This is a genomic window from Bacillus sp. FSL P4-0334 (assembly GCF_038004825.1).
Taxonomy (GTDB): Bacteria; Bacillota; Bacilli; order Bacillales; family Bacillaceae; genus Bacillus; species Bacillus velezensis.
In genome coordinates, this window is sequence record NZ_JBBORX010000001.1 from 1,745,552 (window position 1) to 1,768,657 (window position 23,106).

General features: G+C 44.4%; 26 protein-coding genes. 19 read left to right on the top strand and 7 right to left on the bottom strand.

Features of this window, described 5'->3' with window-relative positions; translation table 11 throughout:
• The first annotated feature begins 4 nt into the window (after positions 1 to 4).
• The 5 genes from NSQ37_RS08985 to NSQ37_RS09005 all read left to right on the top strand — a co-directional run bounded on the left by NSQ37_RS08985 (position 5) and on the right by NSQ37_RS09005 (position 5,822).
• Positions 5 to 1,831, top strand: coding sequence for a ThiF family adenylyltransferase (locus NSQ37_RS08985; RefSeq protein WP_063095895.1), 1,827 nt, complete (start codon positions 5 to 7; stop codon positions 1,829 to 1,831).
• The gene (locus tag NSQ37_RS08990) at positions 1,831 to 2,337 is read left to right on the top strand and encodes a Mov34/MPN/PAD-1 family protein (protein ID WP_063095897.1); all 507 of its coding nucleotides are present in this window, start codon (positions 1,831 to 1,833) and stop codon (positions 2,335 to 2,337) included. Before NSQ37_RS08985 ends, NSQ37_RS08990 begins: the two co-directional genes overlap by 1 nt.
• The gene (locus NSQ37_RS08995) at positions 2,324 to 3,460 is read left to right on the top strand and encodes an SAVED domain-containing protein (RefSeq protein WP_063095899.1); all 1,137 of its coding nucleotides are present in this window, start codon (positions 2,324 to 2,326) and stop codon (positions 3,458 to 3,460) included. The genes NSQ37_RS08990 and NSQ37_RS08995 overlap by 14 nt, the downstream gene beginning before the upstream one ends.
• A 532-nt stretch (positions 3,461 to 3,992) precedes the next feature.
• Positions 3,993 to 4,946 carry an ABC transporter ATP-binding protein gene (locus NSQ37_RS09000; RefSeq protein ID WP_206584031.1) on the top strand — a complete coding sequence of 318 codons (954 nt, stop codon included), beginning with the start codon at positions 3,993 to 3,995 and terminating at the stop codon, positions 4,944 to 4,946.
• On the top strand, positions 4,947 to 5,822 hold the full coding sequence (locus NSQ37_RS09005) for an ABC transporter permease (protein WP_007609910.1): 876 nt from the start codon (positions 4,947 to 4,949) through the stop codon (positions 5,820 to 5,822).
• Between the two features lie 85 nt (positions 5,823 to 5,907).
• Here NSQ37_RS09005 and NSQ37_RS09010 read toward each other — a convergent pair whose 3' ends face one another.
• The 3 genes from NSQ37_RS09010 to NSQ37_RS09020 all read right to left on the bottom strand — a co-directional run bounded on the left by NSQ37_RS09010 (position 5,908) and on the right by NSQ37_RS09020 (position 8,794).
• Complete coding sequence (locus NSQ37_RS09010) at positions 5,908 to 6,381, bottom strand: antitoxin YezG family protein (protein WP_053573659.1); 474 nt, start codon at positions 6,379 to 6,381, stop codon at positions 5,908 to 5,910.
• A 4-nt stretch (positions 6,382 to 6,385) separates the two neighbouring features.
• A complete protein-coding gene (locus NSQ37_RS09015; RefSeq protein WP_326365031.1) occupies positions 6,386 to 8,392 on the bottom strand; it encodes a T7SS effector LXG polymorphic toxin in 2,007 nt (668 codons plus the stop codon).
• A 102-nt stretch (positions 8,393 to 8,494) separates the two neighbouring features.
• Positions 8,495 to 8,794, bottom strand: a complete 300-nt coding sequence (locus tag NSQ37_RS09020; protein ID WP_326365032.1) for a contact-dependent growth inhibition system immunity protein — start codon at positions 8,792 to 8,794, stop codon at positions 8,495 to 8,497.
• A 342-nt stretch (positions 8,795 to 9,136) separates the two neighbouring features.
• Here NSQ37_RS09020 and NSQ37_RS09025 point away from each other — a divergent pair, with 342 nt between their 5' ends.
• The 8 genes from NSQ37_RS09025 (at position 9,137) to NSQ37_RS09065 (ending at position 13,293) form a co-directional block, all read left to right on the top strand.
• The gene (locus NSQ37_RS09025; RefSeq protein ID WP_132106410.1) at positions 9,137 to 9,856 is read left to right on the top strand and encodes a YebC/PmpR family DNA-binding transcriptional regulator; all 720 of its coding nucleotides are present in this window, start codon (positions 9,137 to 9,139) and stop codon (positions 9,854 to 9,856) included.
• A gap of 179 nt (positions 9,857 to 10,035) precedes the next feature.
• Positions 10,036 to 10,332, top strand: a complete 297-nt coding sequence (locus NSQ37_RS21230; protein ID WP_025284388.1) for a hypothetical protein — start codon at positions 10,036 to 10,038, stop codon at positions 10,330 to 10,332.
• A gap of 148 nt (positions 10,333 to 10,480) precedes the next feature.
• On the top strand, positions 10,481 to 10,729 hold the full coding sequence (cotJA, locus tag NSQ37_RS09040; RefSeq protein WP_007408933.1) for a spore coat-associated protein CotJA: 249 nt from the start codon (positions 10,481 to 10,483) through the stop codon (positions 10,727 to 10,729).
• Entirely contained in the window at positions 10,713 to 10,976 is a 264-nt protein-coding gene (cotJB, locus tag NSQ37_RS09045; RefSeq protein ID WP_007408934.1) for a spore coat protein CotJB, read from the top strand. Before cotJA ends, cotJB begins: the two co-directional genes overlap by 17 nt.
• Positions 10,977 to 10,990: 14 nt before the next feature.
• Positions 10,991 to 11,560 (top strand): spore coat protein CotJC, encoded by a 570-nt coding sequence (gene cotJC / locus NSQ37_RS09050; protein WP_003155700.1) that lies wholly within the window; start codon positions 10,991 to 10,993, stop codon positions 11,558 to 11,560.
• An 88-nt stretch (positions 11,561 to 11,648) separates the two neighbouring features.
• Positions 11,649 to 12,182 carry a GNAT family N-acetyltransferase gene (locus NSQ37_RS09055; protein ID WP_032867554.1) on the top strand — a complete coding sequence of 178 codons (534 nt, stop codon included), beginning with the start codon at positions 11,649 to 11,651 and terminating at the stop codon, positions 12,180 to 12,182.
• Positions 12,183 to 12,210: 28 nt separating this feature from the next.
• A complete protein-coding gene (locus NSQ37_RS09060; protein ID WP_341123594.1) occupies positions 12,211 to 12,489 on the top strand; it encodes a YesK family protein in 279 nt (92 codons plus the stop codon).
• Positions 12,490 to 12,603: 114 nt separating this feature from the next.
• Entirely contained in the window at positions 12,604 to 13,293 is a 690-nt protein-coding gene (locus NSQ37_RS09065; protein ID WP_327943659.1) for a DUF421 domain-containing protein, read from the top strand.
• A gap of 32 nt (positions 13,294 to 13,325) precedes the next feature.
• On the opposite strand, the gene hmoA is transcribed toward NSQ37_RS09065, so the two are convergent.
• Complete coding sequence (hmoA, locus tag NSQ37_RS09070) at positions 13,326 to 13,652, bottom strand: heme-degrading oxygenase HmoA (RefSeq protein WP_003155696.1); 327 nt, start codon at positions 13,650 to 13,652, stop codon at positions 13,326 to 13,328.
• Between the two features lie 84 nt (positions 13,653 to 13,736).
• Positions 13,737 to 14,099, bottom strand: a complete 363-nt coding sequence (locus tag NSQ37_RS09075) for a VOC family protein (RefSeq protein WP_007408938.1) — start codon at positions 14,097 to 14,099, stop codon at positions 13,737 to 13,739.
• A gap of 161 nt (positions 14,100 to 14,260) precedes the next feature.
• Here NSQ37_RS09075 and NSQ37_RS09080 point away from each other — a divergent pair, with 161 nt between their 5' ends.
• The 4 genes from NSQ37_RS09080 (at position 14,261) to NSQ37_RS09095 (ending at position 16,683) form a co-directional block, all read left to right on the top strand.
• A complete protein-coding gene (locus NSQ37_RS09080; RefSeq protein ID WP_025284391.1) occupies positions 14,261 to 15,127 on the top strand; it encodes an STAS domain-containing protein in 867 nt (288 codons plus the stop codon).
• A 314-nt stretch (positions 15,128 to 15,441) separates the two neighbouring features.
• Positions 15,442 to 15,615, top strand: a complete 174-nt coding sequence (locus tag NSQ37_RS09085) for a YezD family protein (RefSeq protein ID WP_003155693.1) — start codon at positions 15,442 to 15,444, stop codon at positions 15,613 to 15,615.
• Between the two features lie 29 nt (positions 15,616 to 15,644).
• A complete protein-coding gene (locus NSQ37_RS09090) occupies positions 15,645 to 15,947 on the top strand; it encodes a hypothetical protein (protein WP_007408940.1) in 303 nt (100 codons plus the stop codon).
• 91 nt (positions 15,948 to 16,038) lie between these two features.
• Positions 16,039 to 16,683, top strand: coding sequence for a Bax inhibitor-1/YccA family protein (locus NSQ37_RS09095; protein ID WP_007408941.1), 645 nt, complete (start codon positions 16,039 to 16,041; stop codon positions 16,681 to 16,683).
• 38 nt (positions 16,684 to 16,721) lie between these two features.
• On the opposite strand, the gene NSQ37_RS09100 is transcribed toward NSQ37_RS09095, so the two are convergent.
• On the bottom strand, positions 16,722 to 17,234 hold the full coding sequence (locus NSQ37_RS09100; RefSeq protein ID WP_007408942.1) for a MarR family winged helix-turn-helix transcriptional regulator: 513 nt from the start codon (positions 17,232 to 17,234) through the stop codon (positions 16,722 to 16,724).
• Between the two features lie 150 nt (positions 17,235 to 17,384).
• Between NSQ37_RS09100 and NSQ37_RS09105 the strand changes: the two genes are divergently transcribed.
• Positions 17,385 to 18,506 (top strand): FAD-dependent oxidoreductase, encoded by a 1,122-nt coding sequence (locus NSQ37_RS09105; RefSeq protein ID WP_326365038.1) that lies wholly within the window; start codon positions 17,385 to 17,387, stop codon positions 18,504 to 18,506.
• A gap of 36 nt (positions 18,507 to 18,542) precedes the next feature.
• On the opposite strand, the gene NSQ37_RS09110 is transcribed toward NSQ37_RS09105, so the two are convergent.
• Positions 18,543 to 19,613, bottom strand: a complete 1,071-nt coding sequence (locus tag NSQ37_RS09110) for a DUF3900 domain-containing protein (protein ID WP_007408944.1) — start codon at positions 19,611 to 19,613, stop codon at positions 18,543 to 18,545.
• Between the two features lie 164 nt (positions 19,614 to 19,777).
• Between NSQ37_RS09110 and NSQ37_RS09115 the strand changes: the two genes are divergently transcribed.
• Positions 19,778 to 22,960 carry a bifunctional cytochrome P450/NADPH--P450 reductase gene (locus tag NSQ37_RS09115; protein ID WP_341123597.1) on the top strand — a complete coding sequence of 1,061 codons (3,183 nt, stop codon included), beginning with the start codon at positions 19,778 to 19,780 and terminating at the stop codon, positions 22,958 to 22,960.
• Positions 22,961 to 23,106 lie beyond the last annotated feature (146 nt).

The following is a 23,106-nucleotide window of genomic DNA, read 5'->3' on the forward strand; positions in this document are numbered from 1 at the left end:
AAAGATGTCAGATTTATTAAATAAAATAAAAAATGAATTGGGCACATTAGATCAGAACCTAATACGCTCATTTAACGTTTTAGAGGAAGTAGATTCAAAGCAATATAGTAAATGTAGTAATGTCGCAGAGATAGAAATAGAGATAAACGGAAAACCAGCTGTTTTGGCAGTTGGTTTTCCTGATATGTTTCCTAATGTTTTGCCGAAATTTTTTGATAAGAATAATGAATTCGGACATATTCCTCATAAAATGTCCAATGGCTTTTTATGTTTTACAAGAACAGAATCATTAATTATTGATGATCGTTATCCTGCTGGTATTTTACTACATTGCTTAGAAAAGGTAATAGGTTTAATAGAAGATGGAGTAAGCGGTAAAAACAAACGGGATTTTATGGAAGAGTTTGAAGTATACTGGCCAGCTGGTAGCAAATCAAACATATATGCTCACATAGATACAGAAAACTTGAAGCTGAGAGAGTTAGATTTGTGGAAGGGGGACGTTGGGGGTAAACAGCTAACATTTATAGCAGCCGAAAGGAATCACCCTATAGAGAATGTTGTAAAACAAGTGTTTCACTTTGATATAAAAGACAGCGACAAGTTCAGGTGTATATACTTTCCGTTGAAAAAGGGTTCGTTGGTAATCCCACCTTTAAATTCTGAAATGTGGGATTTTACAACTTTAAAAGAGAATATATTTAAATACTTGTCACCTGAAAATAAGCAAGAATTTTATAAACTCGTAAAACGAAAATCCAGTAATATTACTCCAGGGATAGAGTTTATTATTGTTGGTTTACCAATTCAGAACCAAAAAACTATATTATTTGGGTGTTTCTTAACTGGACACTCTTCTAATTTGACAAATATAAAAACAAGTAGAGTTATTAAGAAAATTCATCCTTTTGTTTTAAGGCCTAAAGATATAACCCTGTATCCTAAGAACATAAAGAGATGGCACCCTAGCTATTTACAGAATAGAACTGGAGGAAATACAGGATTAAAAGATAAGCACATATTAATTGCTGGTGTCGGTTCAGTTGGAAGCGAAGTGGCTATGCGCTTTGCTAAAGCAGGAGTAAAAAAGGTATCCATAGTTGATATTGACTTTATGGAATTAGAAAATATTCATCGTCACGCATTAGGTAGTAATTCAGTCTTTAAAATATATGAAGACTTAGGGATTGTGGAAAATCCGAAAGTATGGGCATTAGAAGAAGAAATTAAAAGAAAATACCCTTTTACCGAAGTTAAATCCTATTGTAATGATATTAAGAAAGTTTTAGAAGGTGGTTTGTTACATAAAGAGAGAGTAGATCTTATAGTTGTGGCAATTGGTTCTGTTAATATAGAAATGATAATAAACCGAATGTTGCATAAGGAATCAACCCCTCCACCAACAATCTATACGTGGGTTGAGCCGTGGGGAATAGGGGGACATACTTTAGTAACGTTGAACGGTGATAAGAGTGGTTGTTACCAATGCTTATTTAAAGATAAAGAAGAGATGGCTTTATATAACCGTTCCGCTTTTGCAAAGCCGTTTCAGGAGTTTTCTAAAGCATTAACAGGTTGTGGTTCTGTTTTTACCCCTTATAATTTCTTAGATAGTGAACGTTCCGCTCTAATGACTGTAGAAGCAGGAATAAAAGTATTAATGGGGCAGTTAGAAGGCAATCCGCTACTGTCATGGAAAGGCGAAGACACCTTATTCCTTAAAAATGGATATGAAACTACATCTCGCTATACATTTAGCACAGAAGAGCTCTTTGATACAAGGTATCTTTATAAAAATGATGTCTGTAGAGTATGTTCAGAGAAAGGATAGTGATACTTATTAAAAATGGATTTGTATATATTCTTCCGAATGAAAAAACATTGTTTATTCGTCCTGAAGCTATAGTAAAGATGCAAAAATACAAGCAAGATGAATTGTTTTCTTCTGAAGCAGGAGGCATTCTCATAGGGAGAATACTAATAGAGAATGAACATTTCATTATTGATGATGTGTCCGAACCAATGTCGACTGATAAAAGAAGCAGGTTTCGCTTTAGGAGAAGACCAGAAGGACATCAAGAATATTTCAATTCTATTTTGAAACGCGAAAACGGTTGCTGCTTCTATTTAGGTGAATGGCATACACATCCTGAATACGTTCCAACACCTTCCTTTGTAGATAGGAAGGAGTGGAATCGTTTAGTAAGGCTTGATTTCGAAAACGATGCTTTGTTCTTTATTATTGTAGGAATAAAAGAAATAAAAGTTTGGTACGGAACTATAAGAGACAAAGAAATAGTTGAATTAAAAAGGAGAGATTTCTTTGGCCAAAAATAAAAAAATGGAGGAAGAAAAAGAACTTAAAAGAAGGCAGTTAGCGGCTGTGGAAAATTATCAATTATGGGTTAATTGTGGGGGTATCTGCTCTTTTGAAGGTTGCGATAAAAGACTAATTGCATCTGAAGACGGTAATTTAACCAATGTCGGTATTAAAGCACATATTATTGGTCACGCAAAAACTGCTCCACGTCGGGAATATATGGAGGAATACGGTTACAAAGAAGACACTTTGGAGGATCTTTCGAATTTAATGCTGATGTGTAATCATCATTCTAAATTAATTGATGATAAACACACAAAAGACCGATTTCCACCAGATTTATTATTTAAAATGAAAAGAGATCACGAAGATTGGGTAAGGTCTTGGTCGGAAAATAAGAGGAAAAAGAGTATTGCTATAATTCACAAAAGAATAGGTGGACCTATAACAAATATAGACCATGAAGGAGAAGCTCCTTACATCTTGTTGGATGCCATAGAAAACCAGGATGAGTTTATTAATTTCACCAAAGAAGGATGGGAAGAAGGCCAGAAAATTAACAGAGAATTGCATAAGGGATTTAAAGAAAAAATAAGGGAAAGTGAAGCAAATGTGGCTGAGGTGTTCCCTTTATCTCCTGTTCCTTTGTTAATTGATATGGGGTTTCTATTAACAGATACAGTGCCCCTCTCTGTTTACCAATTCCATAGAGAGAAAGGGGTATGGGTTTCTGAACATCCAGATAGACAAAAAGTTGTTGAATTAAGTTCATCTTCTAATATTAATAGGGAAGATAAATTAGCCGTTATAGTGTCAGTAAGCGGAAAGATCAAAAAGAACGATGTTCAAGAGGTGCTAGGAGATAATTTCGACTCTGTCTCTTTTGAAATTGATAATCCTGGTTTAAAGAGAGTGTTGTATAAGCAAGATGTCTCTTATATACAATCACAAATTAAGGAAGAGGTTGAAAAGTTATTACAAGAACAAGATTATAGAAAAATTCACCTTTTCTATGCCGGGCCTGCTGGTCTTGCAATTGAATTAGGAAGAGGAATTAATCCTAACATTTGGGTAGAGGTTTGTTTGTACCAATACAATGTTAGAGCAACACCACGTTATCAATACGCACTTTCAATTTAAGTTAAACATTCAAAACTATTGCTGTATAGTAGCGTTTTTAGTGTTTGTAGATAAAAAAATAAAAAGACAGAAAACTCTCGAGGTAATTGGATTACTGACGAAACCGGAATCTTACTAAGAGTTTAAATAATTTCTTATAAGCAATGTTATTAATGGGACTGAGCATTTTCCTTCCGTTGGCAGCAAAGTTAGGAAACAAGAAAATAACTTTAGAACTTACCCAAGATAATAAGTGAAAAAAGTGAAACATGTGACATGGTTTTATTGATATAAACAATTATTAGATTAAGAACGAACATAAGGTTGGGAAAATATGAAATACATGTCATTGCCGATTTGAGAAAAGAATTAGCATTATGTTCATATTAAACGATAAAAAGGCTTCTTAAAAGAAGCCTTTTTATGTGCGTAATTAAGATGGTATTTTCAGGAATCGTAATAAAGTTGGATAAAAACGAGAAAATCCTGGCGGGAATGACGATATAAAGTTAGTGAACAACGGTATAGAATCTTACTTTTCGAGGTGAACAGAATGGGAGAAGAACAAGACATTATTACAGTAACCGATCTGCGCAAAAAATATGGATCATTTGAAGCAGTGAAAGGGGTATCCTTTTCTGTCAAACGCGGCGAGCTGTTTGCATTTCTGGGAACGAACGGCGCAGGAAAATCGACCACTATCGATATTCTCTGTACGCTGATTAAAAAGACATCCGGAAAAGTGGTAATAGACGGTTATACGCTTGGTGAGGGGAAAGAGAATAATCATATCCGCAAAAAGATCGGAGTTGTTTTCCAAGAGAGCATTTTGGATGAACGATTGACCGTTTATGAAAATATCATGAACCGCGGACAATATTATCATTTAAGCAAGGCACAAGTGCAAGAGAACTATCAGTTTGTAACAGACTATTTAAAATTGGATGATATTAAGGAGAAAAAATACAGCGATTTGTCAGGCGGACAAAGAAGAAGAGCGGATATTGCCCGTGCCATCATCCATAAACCGACTATATTATTTTTAGATGAGCCTACTACAGGTCTTGATCCGCAAACGAGAGTTTTTGTTTGGAATGCGATTAAAAGGCTGCAGGAAGAAACAAACATGACGATCTTTTTAACGACCCATTACATGGAAGAGGCCGCTGTGGCTGATAACGTTGTGGTCATCAAAGAAGGACGTCTGATCGCAGAGGGTACACCAAGTCAGCTGAAAGATCAATATGCGTTTGACAGTCTGCATATGAAGTTTAAGCAAGGCGTTGATCCGACTGCATGGTTTGAAAATAAACAACTGGATTTTACGGTTAAAAACTCTATTTATTCCCTTCGTGTAGAGTCCACTCTCCAAGCGTTTGACATTTTGAAAGGTCTTGAAGGAAAAATTGAATCTTTCGAGGTGATTAAAGGGAATATGGATGATGTGTTTATCCACATTATCGAAGAACAAGGAAGCAGTTTGCCAGTAAAGGGGAGCATTGCATAAATGAAATCTTTATCCAGTTTAATCAGCAGAAATATAAAAATATACTTCCGTGATCGAACGCTTTTGCTTCTTTCTTTGCTGTCAGTATTTATCGTCATTCTGTTATATGCCGTGTTCTTACAGCAGACACAGCTGGACGCCATTAAGGCCTTGGTCGGTTCGACAGATGATTCCAAAGCAATGGTGAACGAATGGATGGTGGCGGGATTGCTGTCCATTACAGCTGTGACAACGACTTTGGGCGCTTTCGGAATTATGGTGAAAGATAAAGAAAGTAAAAGAACGTATGACTTTTTAACAGCTCCTTTATCAAGGGCGACCATCCAATTGAGCTATGTCATTCATTCATTTGTCATCGGCTTGATCTTTTCTTTCATCGCCTTTTTAGGCTGTGAAATTTTTCTCGTTTCAACAGGCAGCAAGCTTTTAAGCGGTACAGATATACTTGAAGTATTGGGGATTATTATTCTTTCAGTTGCACTGTCAAGCTCCATTAATTTATTTTTAACGCTGTTTATTCACACACAAAATGCATTTTCGACGTTAAGTACGATTGTCGGAACAGCCATCGGTTTTTTATGCGGAGTATATGTGCCGATCGGCGGCGTACCGGTGTTTGTGCAGAAAATTATTATGTATTTCCCTATCAGCCACACCGCTGTTCTGTTCAGAAAAGCGTTTATGACAGACTCAGTTGATAAGGTATTTAAACATGCCTCTGCGGACCAAATACAGGAATATGAAAAGCATTACGGGATCGTCTACAAGTTAAACGGCCATTTTATCAGTACGGCAGCAAGCTTGTGGATCATTGTCATTACAGCCATCATATTTACCGTCATATCTATTTTCATATTTAAAAAACAAAATAAATGACTTCTTCAGACGATACATAACGATGTAACAGGCAGCATCCGTTTACTGGATGCTGCCTGTTTTGTTTATCATTATTTCCGAAGCCTTACTTAATATTTAGATAATCCTTAACAAATTCTTTGTCCTCTTCGTCTTCAGGGAAAATCCCCAAGTTATTGAACTCCCAAATCATTTGTCTTTCGTATTCGTCCAAATCAGATTCAATAACATCTTCATAATCATAATTAATTGAGAACGTTCCAGTGCTTTCAAGCTTCAGGGTCAAATTTGTCCATGCTTCGGGATTATTTTCTTTAAATTCATTGTGTAACTGTTTAAATAACTCTTGAAGATCTAATAATAGTTCTGTATAAATTTTTTTGCTAACTTGAAATTGTTCTGGAATGTCGTGAGAGTATATATATTCATCGTTTTCTGGTGTTTGAAAGAAAAAATACACTTCTCTGGAGCCGTCTAATATTTCTGCATAAAGAACAACTTTGCTCCATTCGGAAGGGATCATATCATTAATTTGTTCTGCTATCTTTTGATATAGAACTTCCATCTTTTTTGTTTCCATTAGATTAACCCCCTGGTTTATTTTCTATAGTAACTTGTCTCGCTCTACGATTACCTATCTTATATTCAACATTAAATAATACAGGTCTTAGTGAATCTCCCTGATAAACGGGTTCTATATTAACTTTTACTTGCTTAGGAGGTTTTCCGTTTAATGCCTTTGACCACACTTGCTCCATTTTGTACCATTTCCCGCCGCTCCTATTAATCTGAGAATTCATCGGCACGATGTTGTCGAACTGGCCTGAGCCCTTGAATTGAGTAGCGATTAGGTGGCCTCCGTCGTCATCAGTCAGACGGTCTGGTTTACCTGCTTTTGACTGCGCATATTGGTTGCGTTTTGCTTCTCCCAGCTGCAAGTCTGCTTTGACACTTGTAATTCTACCATAGTTGTCAGTGGTGTAAGTGTAGCCTTCTTTTGTTTTGTAGATGACATTCGGCTTCAATACTTTCTTTCTGGTCCATTTCGCAAAATGCTCACCGTATTTGACTGTTACCGGCGATACATGCGGTGCCGGTGTCCGCCTGCCGCTTGCGGAGGTTCCGTACGGTTTCGGCAGGATGACCTTGGCGAATTTCTGAAGTCCTTCTTTAAGTGTGACCCCGTTGACTGCGTTGTAAGGAACGCCTGCCGGCACTAAGTCGTGACGCGGATGATACGGGAGAATATCAGCCAGGGTGAGATCTCCGATTTGATTTAACTTGGTTTTGACACGTTTTTTTGATACTTCCATGCCTGTGTTTACTTTTTGTTTGATGTGATCAACGGTTTGTTTTGAGACCGTTATCGCTTTTTGTGCTGTTGCGGATTTGCTTGCTGCTGTTTTGACTTTGGTCGTCACTTTGGCGGCTGTGCCTGTTTTTGAGACGGCGCCGACGCCTTTTGTGCCGACGACTGATGTCACAACGGTGCCCACTGCATATGACACCCATCTTGCTCTGGAGTAGGTGTCGCCATTCACCATGTCTTTTTGGTACGATTCTTCGATTGCCGCTGAAATGGCTTCATACGTTTTGATCGGGTGAGCCACCGCTCCTGTAATGGCTTCAACCGTTCCGCCCGGATCTGTGACCATATCCCACAGGCCTGTGACCGCGTCTTTTCCGGAATCATAAAGGCCGACGGCAACGCCTTTGAAACCGTCTGTAAGTTCACGCGTGTTTTCAATTTGAGTGAAGTAGCGCTGCTGTTCTTTTGTCAGGTTTTTATAGCCGATCGTTTTGGCCATTGAGTAGAATTCATCAGCATTCGTATAATCGTAGTTTTTCAGTCTTTCTTTCAGTTTTTCAATCTCCCGCTCTTTCGCTTCTTCCTTCTTAATCGTCAAATAAGCATCCGAATGTCTTGCAATCTCGCCTTTCTTCTTATGGATGTCGCTTTCACGATATGCTTTGGCGTTGTAGTGAAGCGGTGTGGCGCTTTTTCCTTTGCCTGTTGCGTTTTGAAGCTGCTGAAAGTCGGCCTGGATGAACTGTTCGTTCGCTTCGGTTTCTGTGTATTCCTTCGTTAGATCGTGATCAAGCTTCCCGAGCTTATGTATCGTTTCGTTTCTTTTTTTGTCAGCTGAAGAGAGCTTCTGATCTGTGCTTTCCGTTGAAAACAGATCAAGCGAGATGATGTCTTCGATCTCTCCGAGGATGGAGCGCATGTCCTTTTTCTGCTCTTCCATAATCGCCTTTGATTTACTGAGGGCGTGGGTGAGCTCGTGCTCCAGAAATGATTCCTCCACATGTGAATTGGAAAGTCCGGCGTCTTCGACCTTGTCGGGAAGGCTTGTGAGAAATGCGATTTTCATGTCGATCAGATCAAGCCAGCTGTCTGTGACGCCGGCGTGGTCTTGGAAAAAGGCTTTGATGTTATTTGCGCCCCGGCCTGAGAAATCATTGTCACCGAGATCAGCCATACCTTGAAACGCTTTTTTTAAGTTGACCATCTGGCTGCGCAGTTCTTTGTATTCACCCGCGCGCTGTTTGGCAGCGGCGAGGAGGGGGGTTGCTTCGAAAACTTTCATGACCATATCCTTTCATTCGGGGTTATTTTTTCAGTTTATAGAGGAAAAGGTTAAGAAACTTATCAGAGACTGTGCAAACATAGGAATAGGGTTTCCCTGAATCTATAAAGCCTCAATATTCTTTTCGATTTTTTGAATGACTTGTCCGAGCCATAGTATTGGGGATATTCCGTAACTATTGATATCTACACCATCTGCAGACTCATCTATAAAATTATTTTTTTCTTCATCTGAGTAATCGCTTTTTATAAACGCTTTGAGTGCTACTACATCGTTTTCTTGTTCTTTTTTAGGTATCTCTGCTAAGTATTCTTCAAGAGCTGACTCAGAAGTGTCTATATCTTGATGGAAAATCCCTCCTAAAAATTGAAATGCAGGTTCAGAAATATTTGTTTCAATCATTAATCTCACCTCTTGGGTAGGCTGTTTGCTTCGAAAACTTTCATGACCATATCCTTTCTTTTGTTCGATATCAAAATTTTACCACGTGAGTCAGAATATACAGTGTAGGAAATAGGTAATGAGAATAAAATGAATCTTTTGGCTTGCGACTTCCTTCCTGTATGAAGGGAGGCTTTTTATGTTTTGTACAATAATCTTCAAATTCGGCTTACTGCTCTCCGGTGATTTTAAGCGTGCCTGTTTTTTCTAATGTCTTACACTCGAAACAACCCAACCGCTGAGGTATAATAGAAGCAGAGTATTTATCATACAGATTCAATTCGTGAAAGAGAGTGGAACAAAATGGGCCGTAAGTGGAACAACATTAAAGAAAAGAAAGCATCAAAGGACGCAAATACGAGCCGGATTTACGCGAAGTTCGGCCGTGAGATTTATGTGGCGGCAAAACAAGGCGAGCCAGATCCGGAATCGAACCAGGCGTTAAAAGTGGTGCTTGAGCGCGCGAAGACGTACAGTGTGCCGAAAAATATTATTGAGCGTGCGATTGAAAAGGCGAAAGGCGGCGCGGAGGAGAACTTTGACGAGCTGCGTTACGAAGGTTTCGGGCCGAACGGTTCAATGATCATCGTTGATGCGTTAACGAATAATGTAAACCGCACGGCGCCTGAAGTGCGCGCCGCATTCGGGAAAAACGGCGGAAATATGGGTGTGAGCGGGTCTGTCGCTTACATGTTCGATGCGACTGCCGTTATCGGCGTTGAAGGCAAGACGGCGGATGAAGCGCTGGAATTGCTGATGGAAGCTGATGTGGATGTGCGCGATATATTAGAAGAGGATGACAGTGTGATCGTGTATGCCGAGCCTGATCAATTCCATGCGGTACAGGAGGCATTCAAAAATGCCGGCGTTGAAGAGTTCACGGTTGCGGAGCTGACGATGCTTGCGCAAAATGAAGTCGAGATTCCGGAAGATGCGAAAGCTCAATTTGAAAAGCTGATCGATGTGCTGGAAGATCTGGAAGACGTACAGCAGGTTTATCACAATGTAGATTTAGGCGAATAAAGACAAAAAGGCCGGGGCGGCATAAGTTCCGGCCTTTTTATTTTGCTTATGCGGTCGGCCTGTATCGTATTTCTCCGTAAGCAATTATTGATTATTTCGCCAAAACTGGGCGGATGCCCATACGTTTCCTTCCGGATGTCATAAACTGGACTGTAACCTATGTGAAGGAGCGATAAATCATGAATGAAAGAAGACCGATTTACGGCGGAGGCTTTGGCGGCGGCTATGGAGGCTTCGGAGGCTACCCGGGGTACGGTTTTGGCGGCTACGGCGGCTACGGAGGATATCCAGGATACGGTTTCGGCGGAGGCTACGGATACCCGGGATACGGTTTTGGCGGTTACGGCGGTTTTGGCGGCTACGGCGGCTACGGAGGCTTCGGGGGATATCCGGGGTACGGTTTTGGCGGCTATGGCGGAGGCTACGGCGGCTACCCGTTCCATCATCATCATCATCGGGAAAGCCAATATATCTGACCATTCGGCAAAAAGCACTCTTGGAACAGCAAGAGTGTTTTTTTGTGACCGTTTCTAAGCGCTGGCTTTTCTTATTTTCTTACAGGGCATAAATGCCGATACGGATTCATACCTATTAAGGTCATGTGTTTAGGAAAGGAGGATCGTAATGAAAGAAAATCAGCCGTTTACACCGGTCAAATCCTATAAACCCTTCCACAGCCGGTTTGATCCCTGCCCGCCGATCGGAAGAAAATACTTCAGAACGCCGCCGCATCTTTATATGCGGTTTCAGCCGTATCACCTGGAGCAGTTTTCTCCGATGGAGGCATTGAGAAAAGGGACCCTTTGGAAGGATCTTTACGATTTCTATGATAATCCTTATCGGGGGGGAATCGAATATGGCGAAAAAGATTGATGATGAATATTATCGGCTGCTGGAGCAAATTCAGGCGGCGGACTTTGTCTTGGTGGAGCTGACGCTTTATCTGGATACGCATCCCCATGACCGTCTCGCGCTTCAGCAGTTTCATGAATATTCCCGGTACTCAAGACAGCTGAGAAAGCGGTTTGAGCCTGAGTACGGACCGCTTCTGCAATTCGGCGTGAGTCAGGTCGGCGCTCAATGGGACTGGGGCCGCGGTCCTTGGCCATGGCAAGTATAAGGAGGGATCTGTAAATGTGGGTATATGAAAAAAAGCTGCAGTATCCGGTTAAAGTCAGTACATGCAACCCGATGCTGGCTAAGTTTCTCATTGAACAATACGGCGGGGCGGACGGCGAATTGGCCGCAGCGCTCCGGTACTTAAACCAGCGCTACACGATTCCTGACAAGGTGATCGGCCTGCTGACGGATATCGGCACGGAGGAGTTTGCGCATTTAGAAATGATTGCGACGATGATTTATAAGCTGACAAAAGATGCGACCCCGGAGCAGCTGCGTGATGCAGGGCTCAGTGATCATTACGTCAACCATGACAGCGCGCTGTTTTATCACAATGCGGCCGGAGTTCCGTTCACAGCGTCTTACATACAGGCGAAGGGAGATCCGATCGCTGATTTATATGAGGATATTGCGGCTGAAGAAAAGGCGAGAGCGACGTATCAATGGATTATTGATATTTCCGATGATCCTGACCTGAATGATTCACTCCGTTTTCTGCGTGAGCGTGAAATCGTCCACTCTATGCGTTTCAGGGAAGCGGTTGAGATTTTAAAAGAAGAACGTGATAAGAAGAAAATTTTTTAAATGGCCCTCAAACACGACGGCTGTTTTTTTCCTTTCTGCGTTTGGTCTATAATAAAGGTGTCGAATATTCTGATTACAGGAGGATTTTATGACACCTTTTACGATCACGGAGGAGAAGGCGGGGGCATTCCGGGTCACCCCCGCCCGGAAAGATGATGCAAAAGAGGTCATGGATCTGCTCGTGCAAGCGGCAGAATGGCTTCGCGATAAAGGATCGAACCAGTGGAGCGGCCTTCTGCAAGGGGAAGATACCCACAATATGCGGGAGGCGATCGCCCAAGGGTGTGTTTTTTTATTCAGGCAGAATGAAGAGCTGGCCGGCGTCGTCATGCTGCTTCCCGAAGCAAGCGGGTGGGACAGACGTCTTTGGGGCGATGAAGGACATGAGGAGTCCGTATATCTCCACCGGCTGGCGATTGACAGGCGGTTTGCAGGGGCGGGGCTCGGCCGGACAATCATGACTTGGGCGGAGACGGGTGTGTCTTGTCCGGGAAAAACGAAAATCCGGCTCGATTGCGTGTCCGAAAACAAGGCGCTTCAGTCGTTTTACAGCGGAATGGGGTACGAACCAAAAGGATCCGCGCCGGGTTATCATTTGTTTGAAAAAAAGGTGAGTAAATAAAAAGCTTCTCATGACGGAGGTAAAAGACATGGGGTTTTTTTATCTGATCTGTCTGGCCGCATTTTGTCTTAACTTTGCCGTATCGGCTGTGCTCCGCAATAAATGGCCGAAAAAGATGTGGCCTGAGTGCCTTTTGGCGGTGCTGGGCCTGACTGCTTTCGGTACGGTTGTTTACAGCATTTTCGGTGTCGGCGGCTGGGAAGGAATGGGCTTGGGGCTTGCCGCGATGTTTGCGGGTTCCGGAGCGGCCGCCGGTTATGCCGCTGAGGTGTGCTTACGGGTCGTCAGATCGAATCGAAAACAGTAAGCAGAAGTGAAAAAACGCCGCCTCGGCTGCGTTTTTTTTGTGTGTTGCCGGCCGCTGTATAGAAAACAGGCGAATGTCCATAATGGTAATGACTTTTAAGAAGAAGGTGCGAATATGGGACATTTACTTACAGTGGCTTGGGAGTTAGTATGCGGTTTGGGTATTTTATTTGTGATTTTAAAATTGCTTGGAAAAACTCAATTCTCGCAAATTACGCCGTTTGATTTTATTTCCGCGCTCATCCTCGGCGAACTGGTCGGAAATGCGGTGTATGATAAAGGCGTCAGGATTTTTGAAATCATTTTTGCCTCTCTGTTATGGGGGGGTTTAATTTATCTCATCGAACTGATTACGCAGAAAGTAAAAAGCTCCAGAAAGCTGTTGGAAGGCGAGCCGAGTATTATCATACATAAAGGAAAACTGAAATATGATGTGCTGAAAAAGAATAAGCTGGACATTAATCAACTGCAAAGCCTTCTCAGACAGGCGAATTGCTTTTCCATACAGGAAGCGGAGTACGCGATTTTAGAAACAAACGGGATGGTCAGCGTCCTGCCGAAATTTCAATATGACACGACGAAAAACGGCGACATGCAAATAAAGCCGAAGCAGGTCTCTTTGCCGGTCACACTGATTATTGACGGCGAAGTGCTGTATGAAAATCTGAAAGAAGCCAGGCTGGAAGAAAAGCAGCTGACTCAGGAGCTGAAAAAGCTGAACATCAAAAAAACGGAGGACGTGCTGTATGCGGAATGGAAGCCCGATAAACCGCTGTTTGTCCTGCCGTATGAGGAGAAAAAATAAAAAGAGCATTGCCCTGGGGCAAATGCTCTTTATTATTTTTCGTGTACGCCTGTTTTAACGGCTCTGACATGATACATACCGACATCCGTCCCAAGCATATAATCAGGTTTCGGCTTGCCTTGGTTTGCTTTGTGGGCCGCGATGTGGTCTTCGCTTTTTTCCCATTGTTTCCAATGGTCTTCTGACTCCCAGCGGATTAACACGACGACTTCTTCATCACCGCGGCGGACTTTTTTTTCCAGGACCGTTACGTCTATCAAACCTTCCTGCTTTTCAATCACGCCTTCTGAACTGAAGCGTTCGATTACTTTGTCGGCATGTCCTTCTTTTACGGTCATTTTTCTGATTTGCACGAACATCTGGCAGCTCTCCAATCCTTTTCACGCTTTATCCAACATTTTAAATGAAAATGATTCTCAAAGTCAATTGAGATGTCTGACGGATTACGATTTCAGGAGAAAGACATGACCATCCTCATCTTTAAATTGCACGAAGCTGCCCCATTCCATTTGTTTCGGTTCATCTAAAAAGGTGATGCCGTTCTTTTTCATCTGTTCGTATGCGGCAAAGACATCTTCACACTCAAATACGATAGAAGCCTTCATATGCTCGGCCCCTTTCATCATCGATTTCGGATAAATAACCAAATGAGTGGCGGCCCCTTTGGGCGCTACCTCAAGCCAGAAGGCGCCCGGGCCCATCGGATGCTCGGCGACGGTTTCAAACCCCGCTTTTTCCGTCCAGAATGTTTTCGCTTTTTGCTGATCATCAGTGTATACGGCGACTGTCGCGATTTTTTTGATCATCATACTGACCTCCTGTTTCATTTCTTTTATAGTGTAACCTCCTGCCGAAAAAAGCAATCAAAAGCTTTAATGTGCAGGCTTTTTTTTATTTCTCTAGTACGATCGGCGATTCCGATTTATAATTTAGACAAAAGTACATATTCTTGAAAGAGGAGACGGCAGTGAACAAAGACCAATTACTTCATGATTATATTATTACACATTCGGCAGAGCTGACGGAAAAATGGCTCAAGCTGAGACGGAAGCTGAGAGGGCGTTTTTATTCTGCGGATCAATTAAGTGAGGAAATGAAACGGCTGCTGATCGAGCAGCATACCTTTACAAACACGGTCATCGCAAGCGCTTTTTTGGAAGATCCGGCCGTTTTTCAGCATAACAAAGAAAAATGGGCCGCACAGGTAGCGAAAAGCAGAGTGGAGCAAGACGCGGAGGTTCATGAGGTCGTTGAGGCGATCGGCAATTCAAGAACCGTCTTTTGGGAGGCGGTCACCCGTTTTATGGATGAGCATCAGGACATCGTAACAAACGAGGATGTCCGCCGCTGGAATCACCTTGTCAACGGCTCGTTTGATCAGCTGATGACGGATTTTACTGAACAGTTTCAGAAATTAATGATCGCGAGGCTGTCATCTCAGCAGGAGCTTATTTCCGAATTGAGCTGTCCGGTTATTTTGATCGCGGATACGATCGGCACTCTGCCGCTCATCGGATCGATTGATACGAGACGGGCGCGCGTGATTTTGGAGTCGGTGCCGGAAAACTGTGTAGCCAAACGGATCACAAACCTTGTGATTGATCTGTCCGGTGTGCCCATTGTCGATACGATGGTGGCGCAGCAATTGTACATGCTGTCGAAAACATTATTTCTCCTCGGCATCAAAACCGTGTTTTCCGGCATTCGGCCTGATGTGGCACAGACTTCTATCCAATTGGGGCTTGATTTTTCAGAGTATCAAACTTACGGCTCCCTGGAGCAGGCGCTCGCCAGCATGGGTGTCACATGTGTGATCGAGGAAGCAAAAGCATAGAAAAAAGGTGCTCCGGCCAGAGGCGGGGCGCTTTTTTTTGTCAGCGGAAAACAATGTAAATATGTCGGAACGGAAGATTGCGTTCTTAAAAACAGCTATATGACGCCTTGGGAGTCGATTTCGGGATGACACGGTTTATATCAAAGCGAAGGAAGTGAAAGTTTTCGCAAAGAAAACATATCCAAAAATTGTGTAAATGTTATTGATTTCTGAATGAAAACATAATAGTATAATTATATATTTCTTATCAGAATAGTATGAATTAAAACGCTCATTGTCAAAAGACGAACGGCCAGACATAAAGGGGGAGCATGATGACGTCCAAAGGAAACGTAGATCCGCATGTGATCGAAAAGATTATCAGCGCGCTGGAAACGCTCGATTTCGGGACAGTTCAGATTACGGTTCATAATTCCCAAGTGACACAAATTGATAAGGTGGAGAAATATCGATTTTCCCTGAAGAGCAAAGAAGTAAAACAATCTTAAAAAACAGCCAATGACAGGAGGCGGTACATATGAAGCATTCAACTGTTCCTTTCCGGGAGAGCCGGTATCTGCACCTGCCCGAAGTGCGCTTTCTGCATTGGTGCACGAAGCAATACGGCATTAACAAAGGCGTGCTCAATACAATTGACGGCTGGTTTTATGATGCGGGCGTCATTCCGATTCCCGTCAGGCGTCTTTATGTGCTGGCATTTCTCGATTTCGCGAAAACGCCGGGGCAGAAGGGGAATATCCGATTCGGGCACGGCGGCTTGACGAAAAAACTGCATGATTTCATGGATATGCAGGAATGCGCAGCAAAACGTCAGGCCTGACATCCTTAAAATCTTCTTAAAATCATGCAAATTTCTCCCATTTTATTTATAATAGACCTATCAAGATCATTTTTTTGGGAGGACTTTTGACATGCAAACTGCTGCTTATGAGAGCAAACAATCTATTATGCAGCGCATTATAACGGTATTTGTGTTTACACTGTTAGTTGCGACAATCGGCCTGTATACGGGTCAGTTCATTCCGCCGGCATTGATGCTGCCGCTGTCGGTCTTAGAGGTCGTCATGATCATCGCCGCATTTTGGCTGCGCCGAAAAAAAGCCGTCGGATATGTGTTTGTCTTTTCATTCGCTTTCATTTCCGGAATGACGCTGTTTCCGATTATCAGCCATTATGCGTCCGCAGCGGGGGCCTATGTCGTATTGGAGGCATTCGGTTCATCGTTTGTGATTTTTGCGGTGCTCGGCACGATCGGCGCTAAGACGAAAAAGGACTTGTCGTTTTTATGGTCCTTCTTGCTTGTCGCTGTCATCGCGCTTCTCGCAGTGGGGATCTTTAATATTTTCAGCCCGCTGAATTCCGCCGCCATGATGGCGTATTCCGTCATCGGGACGATTGTGTTTTCAATGTACATCTTATACGATCTGAACCAGATCAAGCACCGGGACATCACGGCTGACCTGATTCCTTTGATGGCATTGACGCTTTATATCGACTTTATTAACCTGTTTATCAACCTGCTACGGTTTTTCGGAATTTTAAACAGTGATGATTAACCGCGCGAAAAAGGCGCCCTGCTGAGAGGGGCGCCTTTTTATGTTCTGCCGCCGGAAAACAGCAGAAGCTTATCAAATAATACTTCAAGCATTTTTGTCAATTCCGCTTTTTGTTCAGCGGTGAAGCTTTCCATGACTCCTGAAATGTTGGAGAAGTGGCCGGGAAGAAACAGCATCAGCTTTTCTTTTCCTTCTTTTGTGAGTTCGATGCTGATTTTTCGTCTGTCGCCGGTATGCCGGCTGCGGTTTACAAAGCCGTCCCGTGCGAGTCCGTCGATCAATCCGGTGATGGTCGCTTTGGTGACGTTGGATTTTTTCGCCAGCTCTGTCGGACTCAGGCTGTGTCCGGGTGCGTCAAACAGAAACATTAAAATTTTGAATTTCCCTTCGGACAATCCGTGACTTGAGAAATAATGCTCCATGACCTGATTCATTTTTTTAGACATATCAAATAACGTCAAAAATGTTTTCAATGATTCAGCATCCATATCGGCGTAAATCTCAGCGCGTCCGGCAATCTGCGAGTAATCCGGCAAATGTCTCAACTCCATTTTTGTAAGCCTCCGTACCATTTTAGTGATTCAAAGTATAAGCTTGCCGGATTCAAAAGGCAACTTATAAAGATTGACAGTTTTTCAGCCTATATAGTAAGGTGGCTAATAGTTAATAAGTGATAAATAAATAGAGAAGGCGGTATCGTGATGAACCATGAAGTGAAAAAGATCATCATAGCGGGCGGAGGGATCGGCGGCCTGTCCGCAGCGATTTCTCTCGGCAGAGCGGGTTTTGAAGTGACCCTTTGCGAGGCGGCGTCCGGCATGCGAAAAAGCGGAGCGGGCATTCTCCAGCCTCAAAATGCGCTGCGGGTGCTTCGGGAAATCGGTGTGTATGATGAATGCTGTCAACACGGCTTTCAAACGGAATGGCTGAAGCAGCATGATGAAAACGGAACGCTGCAGTTTAAAGTGAGTGAGGCGTTTTTAGATGATTCATTGCCGGGGCGGAATAATATATTGCGGCAAACGTTAAACGATATCCTCAAAAAGCATGCTGAAGCGGCGGGGGTCACGATTCTGCTCGGTAAAAAAGTCGTGTCTTACGAAGAAACGGCAGATGAAATAACGGTGCATTGTGCAGACGGAACCATGATGACGGCTGACATTCTCGCCGGCTTTGACGGCATCCGCTCCGCTGTCCGCGATCAAATGCTGCAAAGAGAAGTGAAAACAGAGTATCTCGGCATGGGAGCGCACAGATTTTACATTTCTTTTCCCGAGCCGATATTTCATGATTCAACACTGATGTATAAAAAAGGGCAGACGCAGGTCGGAGTCGTGCCGCTCTCTGAAAAAACAGGATACGTATTTATCATCCGGCCGTATGACGCTGACTTCAGGGATGACGAGGACACGCGTTTTGAACGGGTGAAAGACTTGCTGCGCGGAATTCCGGGAGTGAAGTTTGTGACAGAGAATATGTCAAAGGAATATCCCGTTTTGTTTCATAAGATTGAGCAGATGGCGGTCAAAGAACCGTGGCACAGAGGCCGCGTCGTTCTGGGCGGGGATGCCGTCCATGCAGGAGCGCCGACATTGGCGCAGGGAGCGGCGATGGCGATTGAAGACGCGATTGTGCTTAGTGAAGAACTGCAAAAACACGAAAACCATGAAACTTCATGTCAAGCATACTTCGAAAGACGGGCGGAGCGGGCATTACAGGTGCAGAATCTATCATCTGAAATCGTCCGCCGCGAGATAAAGGGAACGCCCGGAGTCCAAGACATCATCGGTGCATGCTATCGATTGCTCAAAGAGCCTTATTAAATAAAGAAAGTCCAGAACATGGCGTCTGGACTTTTGTCAGTCTTGTTCAGATTTATTCCGTATCCGTTCAATCACCTCATGCAGCCCCTCAGGCTTGTGAAACTCCACCGGCGAACTGCCTTTTTCAAACGAGATCGTTTCCGCCTCAATGAGCGCGACATAGCGCCCGTTCACTTTTGCGAGATGGATGGATTCACCGAAATCAGCCAGTAATCCTTTAATCTCTGTTTCTCCGACTTTCATTTTCAGCTCGGCTTCCGGCGTGTGTTCAATGATCTGCGCGGATGCCTCGATGACTTGATGGGTGTCGAGGCGCTCCTGAATTTCCCGCTTTTCACTCGCTTCCCAAATTTCAATGTCGTGCTCAAACTGCTGAAGCTCTTCGCTGTTTTCTTCAAAAGTTTCATACACGTGTTCCTGCACCATGTTCATGACTTGGTTTTTCATGATTTCCGGCATCGATTCGCCGTATTCGACAAATTTGAGAAAATCTTCGAAATAACGGGCGTGCGAGGCCTGATGGATTTTCAGCTCATGCTCTTCCGTCATGCCTTCTTCCGGCATATACGGATATTGAATGCTTTTCATGTTTTTTGTCGTGATGGCCATTTCGACCTTTTTAATGAGAGACGAGGCGTCTGAGATGCGGGCGACCTTCGGCTCGAAATCGCATTTCATCATAAAGACGAATTTGTCTTCAAAATACTTGCGCGGAACGGCCGATGCCACGATAAAAACACCGCCGCGCACGGCGCTCGTGTCAAGGTAAGTGCGGACGAACTGCTCGCTTGCTTCGATAAATGCTTCCTTCGTATCCGCAAGTCTGGCGCGGTTGAAAAGGTTGTAATTCGGATTTGAATCAAGCTCATGGCCCGGCTCCGTGATAAAATGGCCGATTTTTGTTGGGACTTGCTCGGATTGCGGATGCCGTTCGGCTTTCCGTTTGACGATTTTCTTCAATTCCCCGTCTAGAAAATCCTTCAGCTCGCTTTCTTCAAATTCTTCCGTGTCAAGGGTCTGGAAATGTTTGAACTGTTTGTTTGCCTGTTCGTCTTTTCCTTCCACTTGAATGACATAAAACGATAAAAACTTGATTTCAAAATCCATATGTGAACTCACCTTATTTCTGTATTTAACAAGCCTCTCCAGTATAGAAAAAACCGTTATCGATCGTCAATCCGATGATTGATCCGTGACGGCGGATAATCGGCCGGTGAAAAGGGCAATGTAGTTGGAAGGAACGCATCAACGTGTAAGAAAGGGTGTTATTCATGAAGGAAACAGGTCCGATTCCGCAGCCGAAGACATTCGGCCCGCTCGGCAATCTTCCTTTGCTTGATAAAGACAAGCCTACAATGTCGCTGATCAAACTGGCAAACGAGCAGGGGCCTATTTTTCAGCTCCATACGCCGGCAGGCGCCATTATCGTCGTGTCCGGCCATGAACTGGTGAAAGAGGTTTGTGATGAAGAGCGGTTCGATAAAAGCATTGAAGGGGCTTTAGAGAAAGTCCGGGCGTTTTCCGGTGACGGGCTGTTTACAAGCTGGACGCATGAGCCTAACTGGCGAAAGGCGCATCATATTCTGATGCCGACCTTCAGCCAGCGCGCGATGAAAGATTATCATTCGATGATGACTGATATCGCGGTGCAGCTGATTCAAAAATGGGCTAGGCTGAACCCGGATGAGGCCGTTGATGTGCCTGCTGATATGACCCGGCTGACGCTTGATACGATTGGGCTTTGCGGCTTTAACTATCGGTTTAACAGCTATTACAGGGAAACGCCTCATCCGTTTATCAACAGCATGGTGCGGGCCCTTGATGAAGCGATGCACCAAATGCAGCGCCTTGATGTTCAGGATAAGCTTATGATCAGAACGAAGCGCCAATTTCATCATGACATTCAGGCGATGTTTTCGTTAGTAGACAGTATTATCGCAGAGCGCCGGTCAGGCGGCCGGGATGAAAAGGATCTGCTGGCCAGAATGCTGAATGTGGAAGACCCGGAAACGGGCGAAAAACTTGATGATGAAAATATCCGGTACCAAATCATCACGTTTTTAATTGCCGGCCATGAAACGACCAGCGGCCTGCTTTCCTTTGCCATCTATTTTCTGCTGAAACATCCTCGTGTTTTTGAAAAAGCCTATGAGGAAGCTGATCGGGTATTGACCGATCCCGTTCCTTCATATAAACAAGTGCTGGATCTTACTTATATCCGAATGATTTTGCAGGAGTCATTGCGTTTATGGCCGACCGCGCCTGCGTTCAGCCTTTATGCGAAAGAGGATACGGTGATCGGCGGGAAATATCCGATCACGCCGAAAGACAGAATTTCCGTCTTAATTCCCCAGCTTCACCGTGATAAAGACGCGTGGGGAGACAATGCGGAGGAATTTTATCCGGAGCGGTTTGAACATCCTGATCAAGTGCCTCACCATGCGTATAAGCCGTTCGGAAACGGTCAGAGGGCGTGTATCGGTATGCAGTTCGCCCTGCATGAAGCAACTCTTGTTCTGGGGATGATTCTGCAGCATTTTACCTTTATCGATCACACCGATTATGAGCTCGATATTAAACAGACACTAACGCTCAAGCCCAACGATTTTCATATCCGGGTGCGGCCGAGAAACAAAGAAGCCGTGGCGGCTGCTCTCCCGGCGGCTGAAAAAGCGGCGGAAGACGTCGAAAAAGAAAAACGGGAAACAAAAGGCGCATCCATTATCGGGCTTGATAACCGACCGCTTCTGATTCTGTACGGCTCAGATACGGGAACCGCAGAAGGCGTGGCGCGGGAGCTTGCCGATACTGCCGGGATGCACGGCGTCCGGACTGAAACGGCGCCTTTAAATGACCGGATCGGACAACTGCCGAAAGAAGGAGCTCTCTTGATTATTACGTCCTCTTATAACGGAAAGCCTCCGAGCAACGCGGGACAATTCGTTCAATGGCTTGAAGAAGTCAAACCCGGGGAACTGGAAGGCGTCCGATATGCCGTCTTCGGCTGCGGTGATCATAACTGGGCGGCGACATATCAGGCTGTACCGAGGCTTATTGATGAGAAGCTTGCCGAAAAAGGGGCGGAACGCTTTTCCTCCCGAGGCGAGGGGGACGTCAGCGGCGATTTTGAAGGAAAGCTTGATGAATGGAAAAAAAGCATGTGGACGGACGCCATGAAGGCATTCGGTCTCAAGCTGAATGAAAATGCCGAAAAAGAGCGAAGTGCGCTGGGCCTTCAATTTGTCAGCGGGCTTGGCGGGTCTCCTTTGGCACAGACGTATGAAGCGGTTTACGCATCCGTTGCGGAAAACAGGGAACTTCAGGCGCCGGAAAGCGGCCGGAGCACAAGGCATATCGAAATCACTCTGCCGAAAGAGGCTGCCTATCATGAAGGGGATCATCTCGGCGTGCTGCCGGTAAACAGCAAAGAGCAGGTCAGCCGTGTTCTCCGCCGGTTCAATCTGAACGGGAATGATCAAGTGCTGCTGACGGCCAGCGGACAGAGCGCGGCTCATCTCCCGCTCGATCGGCCGGTCAGGCTGCATGATCTTCTGAGCAGCTGTGTCGAATTGCAGGAAGCGGCATCAAGGGCTCAAATCCGGGAAATGGCCGCTTATACGGTCTGCCCGCCGCACAAACGGGAATTGGAAGATTTTCTTGAGGAGGGCGTCTATCAGGAGCAAATCTTAACATCGCGCGTCTCGATGCTCGATCTCCTTGAAAAATATGAAGCGTGTGAACTTCCGTTTGAGCGATTTCTGGAGCTTTTGCGCCCGTTGAAGCCGCGGTATTATTCGATTTCAAGTTCGCCCCGGAAACATCCCGGGCAGGCTTCAATTACCGTCGGCGTCGTTCGCGGCCCCGCCCGGAGCGGTTTGGGTGAGTATCGCGGAGTCGCTTCGAATTATTTAGCGGACCGCGGCCCTGAGGATGGTATCGTGATGTTTGTCCGCACTCCGGAAACACGATTCCGGCTGCCGGAAGATCCGGAAAAACCGATTATTATGGTCGGTCCCGGCACAGGAGTCGCCCCGTTCCGCGGGTTTCTGCAGGCCCGGGCGGCGTTAAAAAAAGAAGGAAAAGAGCTGGGGGAGGCTCATCTGTATTTCGGATGCAGAAACGATCATGATTTTATTTACCGTGACGAGCTTGAAGCTTATGAAAAAGACGGAATCGTGACGCTTCATACGGCTTTCTCCCGCAAAGAAGGCGTACCGAAAACGTATGTGCAGCACTTAATGGCGAAAGACGCCGGCGCTTTAATTTCCATCCTCGGCCGGGGAGGGCACCTCTACGTATGCGGCGACGGCAGCAAAATGGCGCCCGATGTAGAGGCAACGCTGCAAAAAGCGTATCAGTCGGTCCACGAAACAGACGAACGGCAAGCGCAAGAATGGCTTTTGGACCTCCAGACAAAAGGCATTTACGCAAAAGATGTTTGGGCGGGGATTTGACCGATTTGATGTAAAGGACTGGATGACTCCAGTCCTTTTTCCTTCAAGAAAATGAATTGCTTTCCAATCGATATACATTCGGTTTGTCAGCAATCTGAAGGCTTTGTTGGGAGATCTTATAACAAGATAAGGATGGCTCACAGTGG

Excerpts from the sequence above, each read along its gene's own strand:
- NSQ37_RS09005 (WP_007609910.1), top strand. The coding sequence starts at position 4,947 with ATGAAATCTTTATCCAGTTTAATCAGCAGAAATATAAAAATATACTTC.
- NSQ37_RS09055 (WP_032867554.1), top strand. The coding sequence starts at position 11,649 with ATGACACCTTTTACGATCACGGAGGAGAAGGCGGGGGCATTCCGGGTC.
- NSQ37_RS09000 (WP_206584031.1), top strand. The coding sequence starts at position 3,993 with ATGGGAGAAGAACAAGACATTATTACAGTAACCGATCTGCGCAAAAAA.
- NSQ37_RS09010 (WP_053573659.1), bottom strand. The coding sequence starts at position 6,381 with ATGGAAACAAAAAAGATGGAAGTTCTATATCAAAAGATAGCAGAACAA.
- hmoA (WP_003155696.1), bottom strand. The coding sequence starts at position 13,652 with ATGTTCGTGCAAATCAGAAAAATGACCGTAAAAGAAGGACATGCCGAC.
- NSQ37_RS09075 (WP_007408938.1), bottom strand. The coding sequence starts at position 14,099 with ATGATCAAAAAAATCGCGACAGTCGCCGTATACACTGATGATCAGCAA.
- NSQ37_RS09100 (WP_007408942.1), bottom strand. The coding sequence starts at position 17,234 with ATGGAGTTGAGACATTTGCCGGATTACTCGCAGATTGCCGGACGCGCT.
- NSQ37_RS08985 (WP_063095895.1), top strand. The coding sequence starts at position 5 with ATGTCAGATTTATTAAATAAAATAAAAAATGAATTGGGCACATTAGAT.
- NSQ37_RS09115 (WP_341123597.1), top strand. The coding sequence starts at position 19,778 with ATGAAGGAAACAGGTCCGATTCCGCAGCCGAAGACATTCGGCCCGCTC.
- NSQ37_RS09065 (WP_327943659.1), top strand. The coding sequence starts at position 12,604 with ATGGGACATTTACTTACAGTGGCTTGGGAGTTAGTATGCGGTTTGGGT.
- NSQ37_RS09095 (WP_007408941.1), top strand. The coding sequence starts at position 16,039 with ATGCAAACTGCTGCTTATGAGAGCAAACAATCTATTATGCAGCGCATT.
- NSQ37_RS09015 (WP_326365031.1), bottom strand. The coding sequence starts at position 8,392 with ATGAAAGTTTTCGAAGCAACCCCCCTCCTCGCCGCTGCCAAACAGCGC.
- NSQ37_RS09090 (WP_007408940.1), top strand. The coding sequence starts at position 15,645 with ATGAAGCATTCAACTGTTCCTTTCCGGGAGAGCCGGTATCTGCACCTG.
- NSQ37_RS09025 (WP_132106410.1), top strand. The coding sequence starts at position 9,137 with ATGGGCCGTAAGTGGAACAACATTAAAGAAAAGAAAGCATCAAAGGAC.
- NSQ37_RS21230 (WP_025284388.1), top strand. The coding sequence starts at position 10,036 with ATGAATGAAAGAAGACCGATTTACGGCGGAGGCTTTGGCGGCGGCTAT.
- NSQ37_RS09110 (WP_007408944.1), bottom strand. The coding sequence starts at position 19,613 with ATGGATTTTGAAATCAAGTTTTTATCGTTTTATGTCATTCAAGTGGAA.
- NSQ37_RS09020 (WP_326365032.1), bottom strand. The coding sequence starts at position 8,794 with ATGATTGAAACAAATATTTCTGAACCTGCATTTCAATTTTTAGGAGGG.
- NSQ37_RS09060 (WP_341123594.1), top strand. The coding sequence starts at position 12,211 with ATGGGGTTTTTTTATCTGATCTGTCTGGCCGCATTTTGTCTTAACTTT.
- cotJA (WP_007408933.1), top strand. The coding sequence starts at position 10,481 with ATGAAAGAAAATCAGCCGTTTACACCGGTCAAATCCTATAAACCCTTC.
- NSQ37_RS09105 (WP_326365038.1), top strand. The coding sequence starts at position 17,385 with ATGAACCATGAAGTGAAAAAGATCATCATAGCGGGCGGAGGGATCGGC.
- cotJB (WP_007408934.1), top strand. The coding sequence starts at position 10,713 with ATGGCGAAAAAGATTGATGATGAATATTATCGGCTGCTGGAGCAAATT.
- cotJC (WP_003155700.1), top strand. The coding sequence starts at position 10,991 with ATGTGGGTATATGAAAAAAAGCTGCAGTATCCGGTTAAAGTCAGTACA.
- NSQ37_RS09085 (WP_003155693.1), top strand. The coding sequence starts at position 15,442 with ATGACGTCCAAAGGAAACGTAGATCCGCATGTGATCGAAAAGATTATC.